The organism is Streptomyces hygroscopicus subsp. hygroscopicus (assembly GCF_030269125.1).
Classification (GTDB): Bacteria; Actinomycetota; Actinomycetes; order Streptomycetales; family Streptomycetaceae; genus Streptomyces; species Streptomyces hygroscopicus_C.
In genome coordinates, this window is the sequence record NZ_BSSM01000012.1 from 245,422 (window position 1) to 261,702 (window position 16,281).

The window sequence follows — 16,281 nt, forward strand, 5'->3', positions numbered from 1 at the left end:
CACAGGCCGTTCGGCGAGGTGGGGGAGGACGGGGAGGCGACGAGTCGGTGACCGAGGGTGAGGGAACCGGTGCGCAACGGGCCCAGAGAAGGGGCCATGGGCAGAACGAAGCCCCCGATCACGGGGGAACAACCGGGGGCTTCGCGACTTCGGGCGGCTCCGAATGGCCGCACATTGAGAACGTAAGTCCTGTACGGCCCCCGGGTCAAGCGAAGTTGGGGCACTTGGGGAAGTTGGCCGACAAGAGTCTTCACAATTTCACCACATGGGGGTCAGGCCATCACTGTGGGTCACACCTTGGGCCCGATCCCTGGGGCCGCTCCGGCCCCGGCGTCACCTCGTACCCCCGCGCCGTCTGCCGCACCAGAAGCCCGGCGTGGGGGCGGGTGGGGTCGTCGGCGAAGTGCGCGCGCTCGGCCTCGACCCAGCCGTCCCAGAACTCCCGCTGCTCCGCACCGTCCCGCCGCCGGCCGCGTGCCCAGGACTCCTCGCGGGGCAGTTCCATCCACAGCAGTTCGGCCAGGAACGGCCGCAGCGCGCGGCGGCCCGCGCCGACCCCCTCCATCACGACCACCGGAGCGGGCGGCAGCGGGCGCGCCGGGCCGAACGCGCGGGCGTTCCAGTCGTAGGGAAGGTAGGCGGCCGTCTCGCCCCGGGAGAGGGGGTCGATCACCTGGGTCAGCAGCCGGTCGGTCCAGGAGAACAGCCGCTCGTGGCTGGAGATGTCGTCGAGGTGGAGCACCGGCGCCCCGTCCAGCGCGGCGGCCAGCCGCCCGGCGAAGGTGGACTTCCCGGAGCCGGCGTGCCCGTCGACGCCGATCAGCCGGACCGGTCCGAGGGACGGCGGGAGCCCGCGCAGCCGGGCGGCGAGGTGCTGAATGGCGATTCCCGAGGGTGTGGTGCGGTGTGGGGGTTTTCCGGAAAGAGTCTAGTGGGGGCGCATGGCGGCGGTGCCGCCGAGGTCGCCGGACGAAAGAAAGTTACGCTTTGAACCATCGATCGGCGAGCCCGCCCAGCGCACTTCGATAAACATTCTCGAATCCCTGACCGATATGTCGAATTCGGCGTTCCGGGGGTCCTCCGTGCTGAGTAAGGTGCCTCCTGCGCCACCACGAGAAGCGGTAGACGGGGACAGGGTACGGGGACAAGGCCGCGGAGTTATTCGAAGGGCAGTATGTGTGGCACCCGGCGGCCGACGACCGAGTCCTGGCCGGCGTTTGTGTCGATGTCCGTGCCGGGCGTTATCGGCACGCGTACGAGGCGCTGGCCGAGACGCGGCACGACTTCGCCCTGCGCGCCCACCGCTCCCTGGTCCTCGCCTCCGAGGCGGCCGGTACCGACCTGGTCGAACGCTGGCTGGCCGAGGAGCCCTCGCCCGAGGCCGCGCTCATGTGGGCCCGCGTCGCCGTCCAGCGGGCCCTGCGCGCCGCCGACGGCCACGACGACCGCGCCGAGGCCCTGGAGCGCATAGCGCTCACCGCCTGCGAACGGGCCGCCGCCCTGGCCCCGCGGGACCCCACCCCCTGGGTCGCCAAGCTGGCCATGGCCCGCCTGCACCGGCTGCGCGACCCGGCCCCGCAGGGCCTGCTCACCGCGCCGCCCGGCCCCTGGCGGCTGTTCGCGCACATCCTCTCCCTGGACCCGTGGCACCGCGAGGCCCACCACCGCTTCCTCTCCTCCTTCTTCGCCCGCCACGGCGGCTCGGTCAACGCCGCCTGGGACGTGGCCGCCTTCCTCAGCCAGCGGGCGCCCACCGACTCCGCGCTGCGCCTGCTGCCCCTGGTCGCCCTGGTGGAGAGCTACAACCCGACCCAACTGCTCGCCGACCGCGTCTGGGAGCAGCCCCAGTGGCGCGCCACCGCGCTCGCGATCTACCACAACTGGCTTCCGGCGGTGGCCGGTTACCGCTTCACGCCGGTGCTCGACCTGGCCTATCTCGCGCACGCGCTGGTCATGGGCCAGCGCGAGTTCGAGGCACGGGCGGTCTTCACGGCGATGGGCCCGTACGCCTCGCGCATGCCCTGGAGCGCCTTCGGTGACCCGGCCGAACAGCTCTCCCGGGCGCGCCGCGCCTGCGGTCTGCCCGTCCCCGGGCCCGCCTGACCCCCTTTGCTCGTCACCCGTCCCCCCTCGGCGAGCGCCGTCCAGAGCGCTCGAGAGGCACGAGAGAAAGGCCGATCTGTGTCAGAACGGATGTCTGCTCCCCGGGCCACGGCCCGCGCCGGAGAAGACGCGGTCGTGCTCGACGACGACGCGACCCTGCACGCGATGGGTTATCCGCGGAAACTCACACGCCGCTTCCAGGCGTTCGACAATTTCGCGATCTCCTTCACCATCATCAATATCCTCTCGGGTATTTTCTCGTCCTTCGGATTCGGCATGAACGCGGGTGGCCCCCGTATTCTCGTGTTCGGCTGGATCGGCGTCTCGATCATGGTGCTGCTCATCGGCGCGGCCATGGGTGAGGTCGCCTCCGCCTATCCGACGAGCGGCGCCCTGTATTTCTCCGCCGGTAAGCTCGCCAAGCGCCACAAGGGTGCCTGGTCCTGGTACACGGGCTGGTTGAATTTCGTCGGCCAGATCGGCGGCACCGCGGCCACCGGTTATGCGGCGGCCACCTTCATCCAGGCCTTCGTGCAGCTCCAGTGGCCGTCCTACCAGCCGACTGTCCATCAGACGGTGCTGATCACGGCCCTGATCATCGTCTTGCAGGGGCTCGCCAACACCTACACCGTCCAGCTCGTCGCCGTGCTCAACCGCATTTCGGTGTGGTGGCTGCTGATCGGACTCGTCGTGATCGTGGGCGCACTCATAGTGATACCGGATCACCATCAGTCGGCGTCGTTCGTCACGCATTTCGAGAACAACACCGGCTTCACAAGCGGACTTTACGGAGGCATGCTCGGCCTGCTGGTCACCAGCTGGACCTTCACCGGCTTCGACGGCAGCTTCCACATGTCCGAGGAAACGGTGCGGGCCACGGTCAACGCACCCAAGGGGATCACCCGCGCCATCGGCTATTCGGCGATCACCGGTCTCATCCTGATGCTGGCACTGGTCTACAGCATTAGGGACTACGCCAAGGAGGCCGCCAACGGCGCGCCGCCCGTCCAGATCCTCATCGACGCCCTCGGCCTGACCACCGCCAAGGTCATGCTCCTCATCGTCATCGGCGCGATGCTCTTCTGCGGCCTCGCCAACCTCACCAGCAACACCCGGCAGATCTTCGCCTTCTCCCGCGACGGCGCCATGCCCGGCTCCCGCCTGTGGCACTCGGTCTCGCCGCGCACCCGGACGCCCGTCAAGGCGGTCTGGCTCGCGGTGGCCTGCTCGCTCGCCCTGATCGTGCCCGGCTGGTGGTCGCACACCGCCTTCACCGCGATCGTCAGCGTCAACGTGGTCGGACTCTTCCTCGCCTACGCCGTCCCGATCTTCCTGCGGCTGCGGCTCGGCGACGCCTTCGAGTCCGGCCCGTGGAACCTGGGGCGCTGGAGCAAGCCGGTCGGCTGGCTCGCCGTGGTCTGGATCGTGCTCAGCAGCATCCTGTTCATGCTGCCGCAGGCGTCCCCGATCACCGTGGACTCCTTCAACTACGCGCCGATCGCGCTCGCCGTCGTCCTGCTGGTGGCCACGGTCTGGTGGTTCGCCACCGCCCGCCGCCGCTTCCAGGGCCCGATCAGCTACGGCCGCCCCGACGAGATCGCGGCCATGGACCTCATCTGACCCGACCCGCGCCCAGGCCCCGGCCGCGGCACCGCTTCACCGGTGCCGCGGCCGGGGCCTTTGTCCGTCCTGTGCCCCCGCCGCCACCGGATCAGACCAATATTCATGGCGCGGCATCCGCCCAAGTGCTGGCAGGGGCCCCGCGGCTGCTCCATAGTTGGCCCACGACGTGCACATGATCCAGCCATGACTCCGGACACCTGGGGGTAAGCGCGCCCATGAGCAGAGCCCAACAGCCGTCCCGCAGAACCGTCCTGACCGCCGCGGTCGCCGCCGCGGTGGCCGGCGCCGCCACGCCCGCCGCGGCCGCCGCGCAGCGGGGCACCGCCACCGTGCGCGCGACGGTCGACGCAGAGCCCGGTCCCGCGGGCGCCCGCCCCATCGACTACCACGCCTGGACCACGTACAGCGAGTGGCGCACCGGCACCGCGCAGGGCACCCGCCCGGTCCCCGGCCCCCGCCCCGGTGTGGTGATCGGCGCCCCCGCGGGCTCCGTCGACTACACCGACCCGCACACCGGCACCACCGCGACGTGGGAGTACGCCACCTGGACCTCCCCGCTGTACCGCCTCACGGTGCCGGCCACCGAGGTCGTCTCCTCCTGGAACGCGCACACTCCCGAGGGCACCTGGCTCCAGGTCGAGCTCGGCGGCACGTACTCCGACGGCGGTGAGACGCCCTGGTACGTGATGGGCCGCTGGGCGGCGGGGGACATGGACATCAAGCGGACCTCGGTGGACGGCCAGGGTGACGGCAGGAGCAGCGTCTGGACCGACACCTTTGCCATCGACGACGCCTCCACCGGGCTGCGCCTCGTCTCCTACCGGCTGCGTCTGACGCTGTACCGCAGGCCGGGCACGCGGCTCACGCCGACGGTGTGGCGGCTCGGCGCGATGGGCTCCGACATCCCCGACCGCTTCACCGTCCCGGCCTCGCTGCCCGGCCTCGCGCAGGAACTGGTGGTGCCGCGCTACTCGCAGGAGATCCACAAGGGCCAGTACCCGCAGTACGACAACGGCGGCGAGGCCTGGTGCAGCCCGACCTCCTCGCAGATGATCGTCGAGTACTGGGGCGGTCGGCTCAGCGCCGAGCAACTGTCCTGGGTCGACCCGTCGTACGCCGACCCGCAGGTGGACGCGGCCGCGCGCTACACGTACGACCACCAGTACGAGGGCTGCGGCAACTGGCCGTTCAACGCGGCCTACGCGGCGACCTTCGACGGCCTCCAGGGCGTGGTGACCCGGCTCGCCTCGCTGACCGATCTGGAGACGCTGGTCGCGGCCGGCATCCCGGCCATAACGTCGCAGTCGTTCCTCAAGACCGAGCTGACCGGGGCGGGTTACGGCACCTCGGGGCACCTCATGACGGTGATCGGTTTCACCGCGGACGGCGACGTGATCGCCAACGACCCGGCCTCGCCGGACGACGACGCGGTGCGACGGGTGTACAAGCGCCGGGAGTTCGAGAACATCTGGCTGAGGACGAAGCGCTACAACGCCTCCGGCGGCGTCTCCTCCGGCACCGGAGGGGTCTGCTACCTCTACTTCCCGGCCCATCCGAGCGCCCACCAGCGCAAGGCCCTGGCCGCGGTGGGAGTGCGCTGACCGTGTGAGCAAGCTCATCGCCGCACGTGCCGTCGCGGGTGGCAAGGTGGACGACCGGGTGGGGGAGCCGCTCTGTACGTCCGACCTCTGTGAGGAGCAGCATGACCGCACACTCCGCCACCGCCACCCGCGCCCGCACCGGCGGCCCCCGGGACGAGGGTCCCGAGTTCCTCGAACACCTCCTCGGGTGGGTCCTCGTCGTCGTCACCGCGATGCTGGTCACCCGGCTGGGCCTCCTCTGAACCGGAGCCCCGCTCCAGCGACGTGATCAACCGCGCCCGCGGAGGTCTCCGCGCCCGGCGAACCGCCGGACGACCTCCGCCCCGCCCCTATTCCTGGCTCCGGGTCCCCACTCCCTGGCTCCGGGTGCCGGCTCCTTCGACCTCTCTTCCACTGTCCGCTCGGGTTCGCCGTCGCAGCGCTCCCGTATGCACGGACCTCCGTTTGCGGGCCGTCCGCCTGGACCCCCGACCGTGGACCGGATGTCGTCTCCCCATGCCGGCCCGGCCCTTCCGGTGTGCCGTCGTGGACTCACGTGGGCCTCGCAGCGCTCGGGGCCTCGGGAGGTCCTGGTTGCCGCAGTCCCTCCTCACGCGGGCGTCGGCGCTCCGGTGGTCCGTCCGTCGAACCTCCCCGTCTCCCGGGGGCGCGTTTGGGTCGCCGGTCGCTCCGGTATCCCGGCGCCGGGGCCCCTGTCTGCCGGACCGGCACAGGAGGACTAGACCACTCTGCCTCGGGACGCCTCGCCCCGGTGCCCCGGTTGCCGGCCCCCCGGTCCGGTCTCCGGCCGCCCGCCCCCGGGGCCCGGCATGCCGGCCTCCGCCCCCGGTCCCCGGTCGCTGAACGTCCTTCCGGCCGTCGGAGCCCGTGTGTGGTCGCCGGCCGCGCACAGCCACGGCGACCGTCGCTCCGGCACCCCGCCGACGCGCCTGAGCGCATCCACGGCCGCCGGGACCGCTCCCGCGCGGGCCGCGCCCGTCTCCCCCATGCCGGCCGCCGGGCGTTCCGGTGCCGCCGCCGGACGTCCTCGTCGTCCGGCTCCCGGCCGCCCCGGTGCTCCCCCTTCCCCCGCCGGGCCCGTCTCCGGACGTCCTGGCGCCCGGCCCTCGCGCGTCCAGGTCCGCCCGGACCGTCGCGCCCGCCGGGCCTCTCGAACCCGTTCCCCGCAGATGACCCCGGCCTGCCCCTCGTCCCCGCCGCAAGCACCCCGGGATTCCGGGGTCTTCAAAGTTGAGCGGTGCGGAGGTGTCCGCGGGCTCGGCGGGTGGTGACACAGCGTGTGCGTAGGCGTTGGTCCTCTGCGTTGCGGAAGCCGAAGGCGTTGCGGGCGACGAGCTTGATCACGCGGTTGATGCCCTCGCTCTTGGCGTTGCTGTGGCCGGTGTCGAGGAACGCGGTGATCTCCGCCCACCACCGGTCCACGGTCACGGCCAGCCGGACGACCTCGGGGATGTCCGAATCCGCGCACCAGGTGAGGAACTTCCATCGGGCATGGCCGACTTGGTGCCGGTCGGCGCCGGTGCGGGCCAGGGCGAGGAGATTGCGCAGGCTCTCCTTCGCGATCCACGCAGTCAGCAGCGTCTGCCCGATCTGCCCCTCGCCCAGCAGTGGGTTCCACATGGTCGCGAACTGCTCATCGGTGAGGTCCTCGCGGTTGCGCAGGAGACGTCGTCTGGCTTTCCACTCCGGGTCGCTGACGCGTCCGCGTCGTCCACGGGCCTCGGCGGTGGTGCGGCGCCGGAGTGTGGAGAGCATTTTGTTGGCGAGCTGGCCGACGTGGAAGTGGTCGACCACGACGGTGGCGTCGGGCAGGCCGGTGCGGATCGCGGCGCGGTAAGTGGCCGACATGTCGATGGCGACGTGGGTGATGTTCTTGCGCCAGGTCAGCGGTGTGGTGGACAGCCAGGCCAGGACATCGGCGACGGTGCGGCCCTCGACCTGGCCGAGCAGCCCGCCGTGGCCCAGCGCGTCAACGAACCCGGTGTGCCACCGATCCCGGGTCAGGCGCCACTTGCCGGACTCGGGGTCCTGCTCCCACTCCGTCCTGCCCCGCCGGGTCTCGTCGACGCCCAGCACCTTCACCTCGGGCAGCGGGGCGTCGACGACCTCGCGCGCTGATAGACGGAAGGCGCCCATCACCGTCGGCCAGGACAGGTGCAGGTCTCGGGCGGCCTGGATGACCGTTGAGCCGGCATCGCGCACCCGGCGCCCGGCCGCCTGGCGCAGCCGGGCGGTGATCCGTGCCCCGGCCGGTATCTGGGCGACGCTCTCGGTGAACGACTTCCTCGGGCACGTCGGCTCGCGGCACCACCAGCGGCGCTTTTGCCACAACAGCACCAGCCCGCGTTCCCCTTGAGGAAGGTCTCGAGGACGGGTCCGGGCTGTGCCCTTCACCTTCCAGGCGAAGGCCCGCACTCCGGGCAGGCGCGAGCCGTTTCCTCCGCCGTGGCCAGATGCACCCGGCGGGTGCCGTCCTCAAGCCGCTCGACCCGCACGACGGACACCCCGTCGAGGCCGAGCAGCAACGTCGCTTCGTTGGGCAAGCCCGTGGCTCCTGCTTGATCTCCGCGTAGAGAACAGAAATGATCACGCGTTCGACAGTGAGGCAGCAGCGGCCGGATCTGTCGTTGCGGTGGATGGGCTCTGGCTTCCGGGCCGCTGGCGCTTCGCAGGGCAGTGTGCTGAGGCGTGTTGACGTGGGCCCGGATCGGGTGATCTGGTCATGCGGCCGCGTCGACCAGGGCTTGGAGCAGGCGCTGGGGGTCTTCGGCGATGCGGTTGCAGACGTAGAGCCACCATTCCGTGCCGAAGACGATGTACTCCCGGGTGGGGTGGCCGCGCTCGGCCATGGCCTGGAGGCGGTCGGGCCCGAGGCCGAGGAGGGTCTCGAACTCCCAAGGATCGGAATCGTGACCCTTCCCTCCGAGGTGCTGGTCAACGCGGTTGATCAGTTCCCAGTCGTGGGTGGCGAAGGAGCACAGATGGCCCGAGTCGGCCAACTGTTGCGCATACGCAAGATAGGCGGCGGTCAGGGCCGGGGCCTCGCGCCGGTGGGCGATGGCCTCAGGTTCGAGGAAGGCGCCCTTGACCAGGCGGATGCGGCCGGGACGGGAAAGCAGCTCCGGCAGGTCGTCTGCGGTGCGATACAGGCGTGCCTGGACAGTGATGCCCACATGATCGAACCGCTTGCACAGCTTGCGGTGCAGGGCAAGCACCTCGTCGGTACGGTCGGAGCCTTCAGCCGAGATCACCATCTCCCGCCCGGTGTCGGCGGTGGCCTGGGCGATGCGGGAGGCGTTGGCAAGGGCAAGCTCTGCATCGACGGCCAGGCCGATGTGGGACAGGTCGAGGGAGATCGAGCACCCGGGTGGAAGTAGCCGGGCCGCAGAGAGGAACGTGTCGGTCTCTTCCGTGGCTCGCCGCGGGTCGCGGCAGCTCTCGCCCATGTACTCGACGTTCACGCGGTGGCCGACGGCCAGGACCTGCTGCGCCCGGTCCAGGGCGTCGGGCAGGGTTTCACCGGCCACGTACCGTTGCGCAACTTTGCGGGCCAGAGGGCCCAGGATCGGGTCATCTGGGACACGCCACTTCAGCTCCTCGTCGAGCGCGAGCCCACGCAGGACTTGGGCAGCCTGTGACGAGAGGGCGGCGTTGGTAGCGGGGATCTGCGTGGTCATGCGCTGTGCCTAGCTGTTCGCGGGATGGATGAACGCCTGCGAGCCTTCCAGGCCGGTGCTATCACGTGAGAGTGGCAGATACGACAGGTAAGCTGAAATTCCTGCCACTGCGGTAAGAGGGGATCAGGAACCGATGCTTCACGACGTCGCCGTCCTGGCCCTCCAGGGTGCCCACGCATTCGAGCTGGGCGTGTTCTGTGAGGTCTTCGGGATCGACCGCAGCGACGACGCGCTGCCCGTGTACGACTTCGCTCTTGTCTCGGCCACCGGCGACAGCGTGCCGACCCGCCACGGTTTCGAGGTGCGGGCCCAGCACGGCCTGGAGCGGCTGGCCTCGGCGGACCTCATCTGCGTCCCGGCCTACGACCTCAATGTGCGCCAGCCGGACCACCTGACCCAGGAACTGCGGGCTGCTGTGAAGCGTGGCGCTCAGGTCCTGAGCATCTGCACCGGAGCCTTCCTCCTGGGCGAGGCCGGGCTGCTCGACGAGCGACGCTGTACCACACACTGGCGCTACACCGACGAACTCGCCCGCCGCCACCCGCGTGCCCGGGTCGAGTCGGACGTGCTCTACGTCGATGAGGACCCGGTCATCACCGGCGCCGGCACCGCCGCCGGCGTCGACACCTGCCTCCACCTCATCCGCAAGGAGCACGGCAGCGCCGTTGCCAACGCAATCGCCCGCCGCATGGTCACACCCCCACACCGTGACGGCGGCCAGCACCAGTACCGCCAACGCCCCCTCCCCCGGGAGGGGACCGGGTCCCTCGCCCCTGTCCTGGCCTGGGTGGAAGCCAACCTCGACCAGGACCTGACCGTCGACGCAATGGCCTACCGTGCCCACCTCTCCCCACGGACCTTCGCCCGACGCTTCCGGCAGGAAACCGGGACCACACCACTGCAATGGCTGACCGGACAGCGAGTCCTGCTCGCGCAGCACCACCTGGAGACCACAGACGACCCAGTAACCGCGATCGCCCACCGCACAGGCTTCGGCACCGTCGACAACCTCCGCCACCACTTCGCCCGACACCTCGGCACGACGCCCCAGGCATACCGGCGGGCGTTCAGAGCCCTGCCCACCAGCCAGCGATCCGCGCCCCTCACAGTTTCACAAGGTCCGCGCAGTACTGACTGATCGCTGTCCGGTCTTGAGAACAGAACCAGGTCGGCAAGCCCGTCACTCACCGTGACTGCACGTCAGTGGCCCAGACGCTGCGCACCGCTCAAGATCGAAGACCCGGATTCCGGTCTCCGGCGGCCCGGGATGCCGCTCGCAGATGTCCCGGGATGCCGCTCGCGGACGCCCCGGCGCGCCGGCCGCGGAGCGTCTTCGACGAGCCGCCGGGGGCGCTCGGCTGGAATGTTCGAGTGAGCGGTCGTTAACTGGTGACGGGAGTCCGATGTTCGGGCATACTCAGCGCAGCCGCTGGTCAGCGGGCTTCCGTGATCCGGGGGCGCGCGCCGTGGCCGTAACGGAACGACCAGGCGGAGCCGCCCTGACCCGCGGGCCGTGCCGCCGGTTCCCGACCAGGGAGGAGACCGACGCCATGCCCGACCGCGACCCGCAGCCGGTGGAGCGTCAACTGCCGACGGACGAGGCGAGGGACCTGCTCGCGCTCGTCCGGGAGATAGCCCGGCGTGAGATCGCCCCGAAGGCCGCCGAGGAGGAGGACGCGGGACGCTTCCCGCGCGAGGTCTTCACGCTGCTCTCCCAATCGGGCCTGCTCGGACTGCCGTACGACGCCGAGTACGGCGGCGGTGAGCAGCCGTACGAGGTCTACCTCCAGGTCCTGGAGGAACTCGCCGCCGCGCGCCTCACCGTCGGCCTCGGCCTCAGCGTGCACACCCTCGCCTCCTACGCCCTCGCCACCTACGGCACCAAGCAGCAGCAGATCGAGCACCTCCCCGCCATGCTCGGCGGCGGGCTCCTCGGCGCCTACTGCCTCTCCGAGCCCTCCTCCGGTTCCGACGCCGCCTCCCTGCGGACCAAGGCCGTCCGCGAGGGGGACGGGTGGGTCATCACCGGCGGCAAGGCGTGGATCACCCATGGCGGCGTCGCCGACTTCTACACCGTCATGGCCCGCACCGGCGAGGACGGCCCCCGCGGCATCACCGCGTTCCTCGTGCCCGGCGACGCCCCCGGCCTCAGCGCGGCCGCGCCCGAGAAGAAGATGGGCATGAAGGGCTCGCCCACCGCCCAGGTCCACTTCGACGGCGTGCGCGTCGGCGACGACCGCCGCGTCGGCGAGGAGGGCCAGGGCTTCACCATCGCCCTGTCCGCCCTCGACTCGGGCCGCCTCGGCATCGCCGCCTGCGCCATCGGCGTCGCCCAGGCCGCGCTGGACGAGGCCGTCGCCTACGCCACCGAGCGACGGCAGTTCGGTCATCCCATCGCCGACTTCCAGGGCCTGCGCTTCATGATCGCCGACATGGCGACCCAGATCGAGGCGGGCCGCGCCCTCTACCTCGCCGCGGCCCGGCTGCGCGACGCGGGCAAGCCGTTCGCCAAGCAGGCCGCCATGGCCAAGCTCCACTGCACCGACACCGCCATGAAGGTCACCACGGACGCCGTGCAGATCCTCGGTGGATACGGCTACACCGCCGACTTCCCGGCCGAGCGCTACATGCGCGAGGCCAAGGTGCTCCAGATCGTGGAGGGCACCAACCAGATCCAGCGGATGGTCATCGCCCGTCATGTGGCGGGACCCGAGGCGCGCTGAACTGCCCCGGTCGCACCGTCGGCGCCGCCAGCCGCACCCACTCCGGGTCCTGGCGGCCCGGCAGCGTGCGCCCCCGGTCGGCCCAGGCGCGCATCAGATCACGGTAGATGGGCGGGTCCTGCGGCGCGGCGGACACGGCCGCCACCGCGGGGCGTGGGACGAAGACGCGGCGCCGACGCCCGGTGGCCGAGTGCGGGGGTGTCATACCCGGGAGAACGCGGCACCCGGTCCCCAGGTCACCGCCCGCCCGATTCGAGCGTCAGTCCAGGGACGTCCGGCGCCGGACCGGGCCGGGTCGCGCGGGCTCAGGCGGCCCGGCGGCGCATCTCCGGCACCCGCATCGGGCGCGATCCCGGACCGCCGACGTGCGAGAAGGGCTGCGTCCGCCAGTTCAGACCCTGGGGGAGCGTCAGCAGCAGGGCGGTGTCCTGCTCCTGCGGCGCGCCGGACGCGTCCGCGGGGCGGGCGTCGGCCGCCGAACGGCCCGTACCCGCGCACACCGTGAGCCCGAACGGGTTCCACGGCGAGGCGCACAGCGCGTGCTCCGGCAGGATCTCCTCGTCCGCCAGCAGCGCGATCGGCTGCGCGCAGTCCGGGCAGATCACCCGGTACATCTCCAAGGTGTCGTAGTCGTCCAACTCCTCATCGAGGAAGTCGGGTTCGACGCCCTCCGGCTCGGGCTCGACCACCGGCTGCTGCCGCTTGGACGCGGATCGACCAGGGCGCTTGACACTCTGCATGGGATTCTCCCCCTAAGGCTGGGCCGTGAAAGGCGCAGCGGCCTCGACCACAGCAAGCACTTCCCGTCCGCCCTCGGCGGTAATCACGAGAACATCACGGAGCCTGTTCGAACCGTGTGGTCTTCGTCACATGCCGCGCGCAGATGACCGTGCGGACCTCCACCGAGGCCCGTCGGCTGTCCGAGGAGATCGAACGCCCTGTAGGTTTTGGCGCCATGGAGGAGCTGGACCGTCAGATCGTGCAGCTGCTCGTCAAGGACGGGCGGATGAGCTACACAGACCTGGGCAAGGCCACGGGCCTGTCCACGTCGGCCGTGCATCAGCGGGTGCGCCGGCTCGAACAGCGTGGCGTCATCCGCGGCTACGCCGCGGTGGTCGACCCGGAGGCGGTCGGGCTGCCGCTCACCGCGTTCATCTCGGTGAAACCGTTCGACCCCAGCGCCCCCGACGACATCGCCGACCGTCTCGCCGACGTCCCGGAGATCGAGGCATGCCACAGCGTCGCCGGCGACGAGAACTACATCCTCAAGGTGCGCGTGGCGACCCCGCACGAACTGGAGGAACTGCTGGCGCGCCTGCGGAGCCTCGCGGGCGTCTCGACACGCACGACGGTCGTCCTGTCGACGCCGTACGAGGCCCGCCCGCCGCGCGTCTGACCCGGGGGCGTGCGCCGCCGCGGTCGTACGGCGGCCACCGCGGCCCCCGCCGGCGCCGGGCACCGCCCGAAACCGCCCCAGGTGCACGGACCCGCGCCGGCCGAGAGAAACTGTCGCCATGAGCGACCGCACCCTCCTCCTCCGCCACGGCGACGTCCACAGCCCCGCCGACCCCTTCGCCACCGCGATGGTCGTGGAGTCCGGCCATATCGCCTGGGTCGGTTCCGAGGGCGCCGCGGACGCCTTCGCCGACGGAGTGGACGAGGTGATCGACCTCGACGGCGCCCTGGTCACCCCGGCCTTCACCGACGCCCATGTGCACACCACCGCCACCGGCCTCGCCCTGACCGGTCTCGACCTGACCGCCGCCCCCTCCCTGGAGGCCGCGCTCGCGCTGGTCCGTGAGTTCGCCGCCGCCCGCCCCGGCGACCGCGTGCTGCTGGGCCACGGCTGGGACGCCGCCCGCTGGCCCGGCGGCCGGCCGCCGACGCGCGCGGAGCTGGACGCGGCCACCGGTGGCCGCCCCCTGTACCTCTCCCGCATCGACGTGCACTCGGCCGTCGTCACCACCGCCCTGCTGGACATGGTCGGCGGCGACCTGCCCCGCACGGACGCGCCGCTCACCCGCGACGCCCACCACGCCGTACGCGAGGCCGCCTTCGCCGCGATCACCCCCGCGCAGCGGGAGGAGGCCCAGCGCACCGCGCTGGCGCACGCCGCCTCCCTCGGCATCGGCTCGGTGCACGAGTGCGGCGGACCGCAGATCTCCTCCGAGGACGATTTCACCGGCCTGCTGAAGCTCGCCGCCGGGCTGCCAGGGCCACGCGTCCTCGGCTACTGGGCCGAGCAGGACGTCGACAAGGCCCGCGAGCTGGGCGCGGTCGGTGCCGCGGGCGACCTGTTCGCCGACGGCGCCCTCGGCTCGCACACCGCGTGCCTGCACGAGCCGTACGCGGACGCCGGACACACCGGCACCGCCTACCTGGACGCCGACGCCATCGCCGCCCACGTGATCGCCTGCACCGAGGCGGGCCTCCAGGCCGGCTTCCACGCCATCGGCGACGCCGCCGTCACCTCCGTGGTCCATGGGGTGCGCGCCGCCGCCGAGAAGGTCGGCCTCGCCCGTGTCCGGGCCGCCCGGCACCGCGTCGAGCACGCCGAGATGCTCACCCCCGAGACCGTGGCCGGCTTCGCCGAGCTGGGCCTGATCGCCTCCGTGCAGCCCGCCTTCGACGCGCTGTGGGGAGGCGAGGACGGCATGTACGCCCGCCGGCTCGGCGCCGAGCGCGCCCGCATGCTCAACCCGTACGCGGCCCTGCTGCGTTCCGGCGTCCCGCTGGCCTTCGGCTCCGACAGCCCCGTCACCCCGCTCGACCCCTGGGGCACGGTCCGCGCCGCCGCCTTCCACCACACGCCCGAGCACCGCGTCTCCGTGCGCGCCGCCTTCACCGCCCACACCCGCGGCGGCTGGCGGGCCATCGGCCGCGACGACGCGGGTGTCCTGGTGCCGGGCGCGCCCGCCGACTTCGCCGTCTGGCGCACCGGCGAGCTGGTCGTGCAGGCCCCCGACGACCGGGTGGCCCGCTGGTCGACCGACCCGCGCTCCGGCACCCCCGGACTGCCCGACCTGACCCCGGGCGGTGAACTGCCGCGCTGCCTGCGCACCGTGGTGGGCGGACGGACCGTCTTCGTACGGCCGGGCGAGTGATCTCCGGGGGCGGTGCGGCGGCCGCCCCTCGCCGGTGCTGCCTCGTGCGACCTGCGCATCCTCCGCACTGCTTCCGGACGTCCTGCCGTAAGCGCAGGTCAGGAGGCTGTTGACAGTCGGGCGCGAAGGGCCGGTAGGTTCGTCCGAGTCCACCACCGGACGCCCGACCGGGAAGCTTTCGCGCATCTGCCCGCCGCGCCGCTGGGTCAGGGACGGCGCCCCGCACCGGGGCACCGCCGCTGGCAGCCAGGCTCAGCGTCCGCGCCGGCGGGGGAGCGTTCCAGCCGGTCGGCCAGGTGCGACCCGGGTGGGGCCCGGCCTCAGTAGACAACGGCTTTCGGTCGATCCGCAGCCAGCGGGTCCCAGGTCGGCCCGAAGGGCGCCGGGCCCCCATCCGCAGCACGGGGGAGGCAACCCATCCGTGTCCGGGGCCATCCGAACAGTCGGAAGAGGAAAAGAACGTGGCGCAAACAGGGCGGGATCATCCCCAAAAACACGTTCTTACCCCACTCTTGTGCAATCGACACCACCATACGTACGAGCTGTCACGTCTACCCAGGCGGCGGCCACTATGGTGGACGCCTGCGTACGACCAGAAGGGGCAGCAGTGAACGACGGCGACGGGACCCTCGCGGCCGAGGCCCAGGAGAGGCAGTTCGGGCCGCTCGGCACGGCCTTGGTGATCATCCCGACCTACAACGAGGCGGAGAACATCAAGGCCATCGTCGGCCGGGTGCGCAAGGCCGTCCCCGAGGCGCACGTGCTGATCGCGGACGACAACAGCCCGGACGGCACCGGCAAGCTCGCCGACGAGCTGGCCGCCGAGGACGAACACGTCCAGGTGATGCACCGCAAGGGCAAGGAGGGCCTGGGCGCCGCCTACCTCGCGGGCTTCCGCTGGGGCCTGGAGCGCGGCTACGGCGTGCTGGTCGAGATGGACGCCGACGGCTCCCACCAGCCCGAGGAGCTGCCCCGCCTGCTCACCGCCCTCAAGGGCGCCGACCTGGTGCTCGGCTCCCGCTGGGTGCCCGGCGGCCGGGTGGTCAACTGGCCCAAGTCCCGCGAGTTCATCTCCCGCGGCGGCAGCCTCTACTCCCGCCTCGCCCTCGACCTGCCGCTGCGCGACATCACCGGCGGCTACCGTGCCTTCCGCGCCGAGACCCTCAAGGGCCTGGGCCTGGACGAGGTCGCCTCGCAGGGCTACTGCTTCCAGGTCGACCTCGCCCGGCGCGCGGTCAAGGCCGGCTACCACGTGATCGAGGTCCCGATCACCTTCGTCGAGCGCGAGCTGGGCGACTCCAAGATGAGCAAGGACATCCTGGTCGAGGCGCTGTGGCGGGTCACCGCCTGGGGCGCGGGGGACCGCGTCGCCAAGCTGACCGGCAAGGACAGGCACACCCCGTAGCCGCACGGCCCCTTATCCGGCGCTGAGCCGGGGCCAGGCACACTG

General features: G+C 71.6%; 14 protein-coding genes. 9 read left to right on the forward strand and 5 right to left on the reverse strand.

Going from position 1 to position 16,281, the window contains the following annotated elements:
• Nucleotides 1-280: 280 nt before the first annotated feature.
• Entirely contained in the window at nt 281-742 is a 462-nt protein-coding gene (locus QSK45_RS25980) for a nucleoside/nucleotide kinase family protein (RefSeq protein WP_490993618.1), read from the reverse strand.
• A 434-nt stretch (nt 743-1,176) separates the two neighbouring features.
• Here QSK45_RS25980 and QSK45_RS25985 point away from each other — a divergent pair, with 434 nt between their 5' ends.
• The 4 genes from QSK45_RS25985 to QSK45_RS26000 all read left to right on the forward strand — a co-directional run bounded on the left by QSK45_RS25985 (nt 1,177) and on the right by QSK45_RS26000 (nt 5,569).
• Nucleotides 1,177-2,103: a hypothetical protein gene (locus QSK45_RS25985; RefSeq protein WP_285560946.1), complete on the forward strand. Its 927-nt coding sequence runs from the start codon at nt 1,177-1,179 to the stop codon at nt 2,101-2,103.
• Between the two features lie 78 nt (nt 2,104-2,181).
• Entirely contained in the window at nt 2,182-3,723 is a 1,542-nt protein-coding gene (locus QSK45_RS25990) for an amino acid permease (RefSeq protein ID WP_490993619.1), read from the forward strand.
• 218 nt (nt 3,724-3,941) lie between these two features.
• Nucleotides 3,942-5,327, forward strand: a complete 1,386-nt coding sequence (locus QSK45_RS25995; protein ID WP_285560952.1) for a C39 family peptidase — start codon at nt 3,942-3,944, stop codon at nt 5,325-5,327.
• A 101-nt stretch (nt 5,328-5,428) separates the two neighbouring features.
• Nucleotides 5,429-5,569 carry an SCO1431 family membrane protein gene (locus tag QSK45_RS26000; protein ID WP_285560954.1) on the forward strand — a complete coding sequence of 47 codons (141 nt, stop codon included), beginning with the start codon at nt 5,429-5,431 and terminating at the stop codon, nt 5,567-5,569.
• A gap of 982 nt (nt 5,570-6,551) precedes the next feature.
• Here QSK45_RS26000 and QSK45_RS26005 read toward each other — a convergent pair.
• The 3 genes from QSK45_RS26005 to QSK45_RS26015 form a co-directional block, all read right to left on the reverse strand.
• Entirely contained in the window at nt 6,552-7,664 is a 1,113-nt protein-coding gene (locus tag QSK45_RS26005) for an ISL3 family transposase (RefSeq protein WP_285560956.1), read from the reverse strand.
• A 53-nt stretch (nt 7,665-7,717) separates the two neighbouring features.
• Nucleotides 7,718-7,870: a hypothetical protein gene (locus QSK45_RS26010; protein WP_285560957.1), complete on the reverse strand. Its 153-nt coding sequence runs from the start codon at nt 7,868-7,870 to the stop codon at nt 7,718-7,720.
• Between the two features lie 177 nt (nt 7,871-8,047).
• Complete coding sequence (locus QSK45_RS26015) at nt 8,048-9,004, reverse strand: proline dehydrogenase family protein (RefSeq protein WP_285560959.1); 957 nt, start codon at nt 9,002-9,004, stop codon at nt 8,048-8,050.
• Between the two features lie 133 nt (nt 9,005-9,137).
• Between QSK45_RS26015 and QSK45_RS26020 the strand changes: the two genes are divergently transcribed.
• A complete protein-coding gene (locus QSK45_RS26020) occupies nt 9,138-10,142 on the forward strand; it encodes a GlxA family transcriptional regulator (RefSeq protein ID WP_285560962.1) in 1,005 nt (334 codons plus the stop codon).
• Between the two features lie 412 nt (nt 10,143-10,554).
• A complete protein-coding gene (locus QSK45_RS26025) occupies nt 10,555-11,727 on the forward strand; it encodes an acyl-CoA dehydrogenase family protein (RefSeq protein ID WP_285560964.1) in 1,173 nt (390 codons plus the stop codon).
• Between the two features lie 305 nt (nt 11,728-12,032).
• Here the strand turns inward: QSK45_RS26025 and QSK45_RS26035 are convergent, their stop codons facing one another.
• A complete protein-coding gene (locus QSK45_RS26035; protein WP_285560967.1) occupies nt 12,033-12,467 on the reverse strand; it encodes a hypothetical protein in 435 nt (144 codons plus the stop codon).
• 215 nt (nt 12,468-12,682) lie between these two features.
• On the opposite strand from QSK45_RS26035, the gene QSK45_RS26040 reads away from it, so the two are divergent.
• From QSK45_RS26040 to QSK45_RS26050, 3 genes are all read left to right on the forward strand, one after another.
• Nucleotides 12,683-13,123: an Lrp/AsnC family transcriptional regulator gene (locus QSK45_RS26040; RefSeq protein ID WP_285561065.1), complete on the forward strand. Its 441-nt coding sequence runs from the start codon at nt 12,683-12,685 to the stop codon at nt 13,121-13,123.
• A 118-nt stretch (nt 13,124-13,241) separates the two neighbouring features.
• Entirely contained in the window at nt 13,242-14,831 is a 1,590-nt protein-coding gene (locus QSK45_RS26045) for an amidohydrolase (protein ID WP_285560968.1), read from the forward strand.
• A 607-nt stretch (nt 14,832-15,438) separates the two neighbouring features.
• On the forward strand, nt 15,439-16,236 hold the full coding sequence (locus QSK45_RS26050; RefSeq protein WP_285560970.1) for a polyprenol monophosphomannose synthase: 798 nt from the start codon (nt 15,439-15,441) through the stop codon (nt 16,234-16,236).
• Nucleotides 16,237-16,281 lie beyond the last annotated feature (45 nt).

Coding starts and splice junctions, on each gene's coding strand:
- QSK45_RS25995 (WP_285560952.1), top strand. CDS start 3,942: ATGAGCAGAGCCCAACAGCCGTCCCGCAGAACCGTCCTGACCGCCGCG.
- QSK45_RS26000 (WP_285560954.1), top strand. CDS start 5,429: ATGACCGCACACTCCGCCACCGCCACCCGCGCCCGCACCGGCGGCCCC.
- QSK45_RS26015 (WP_285560959.1), bottom strand. CDS start 9,004: ATGACCACGCAGATCCCCGCTACCAACGCCGCCCTCTCGTCACAGGCT.
- QSK45_RS26020 (WP_285560962.1), top strand. CDS start 9,138: ATGCTTCACGACGTCGCCGTCCTGGCCCTCCAGGGTGCCCACGCATTC.
- QSK45_RS26025 (WP_285560964.1), top strand. CDS start 10,555: ATGCCCGACCGCGACCCGCAGCCGGTGGAGCGTCAACTGCCGACGGAC.
- QSK45_RS26035 (WP_285560967.1), bottom strand. CDS start 12,467: ATGCAGAGTGTCAAGCGCCCTGGTCGATCCGCGTCCAAGCGGCAGCAG.
- QSK45_RS26040 (WP_285561065.1), top strand. CDS start 12,683: ATGGAGGAGCTGGACCGTCAGATCGTGCAGCTGCTCGTCAAGGACGGG.
- QSK45_RS26045 (WP_285560968.1), top strand. CDS start 13,242: ATGAGCGACCGCACCCTCCTCCTCCGCCACGGCGACGTCCACAGCCCC.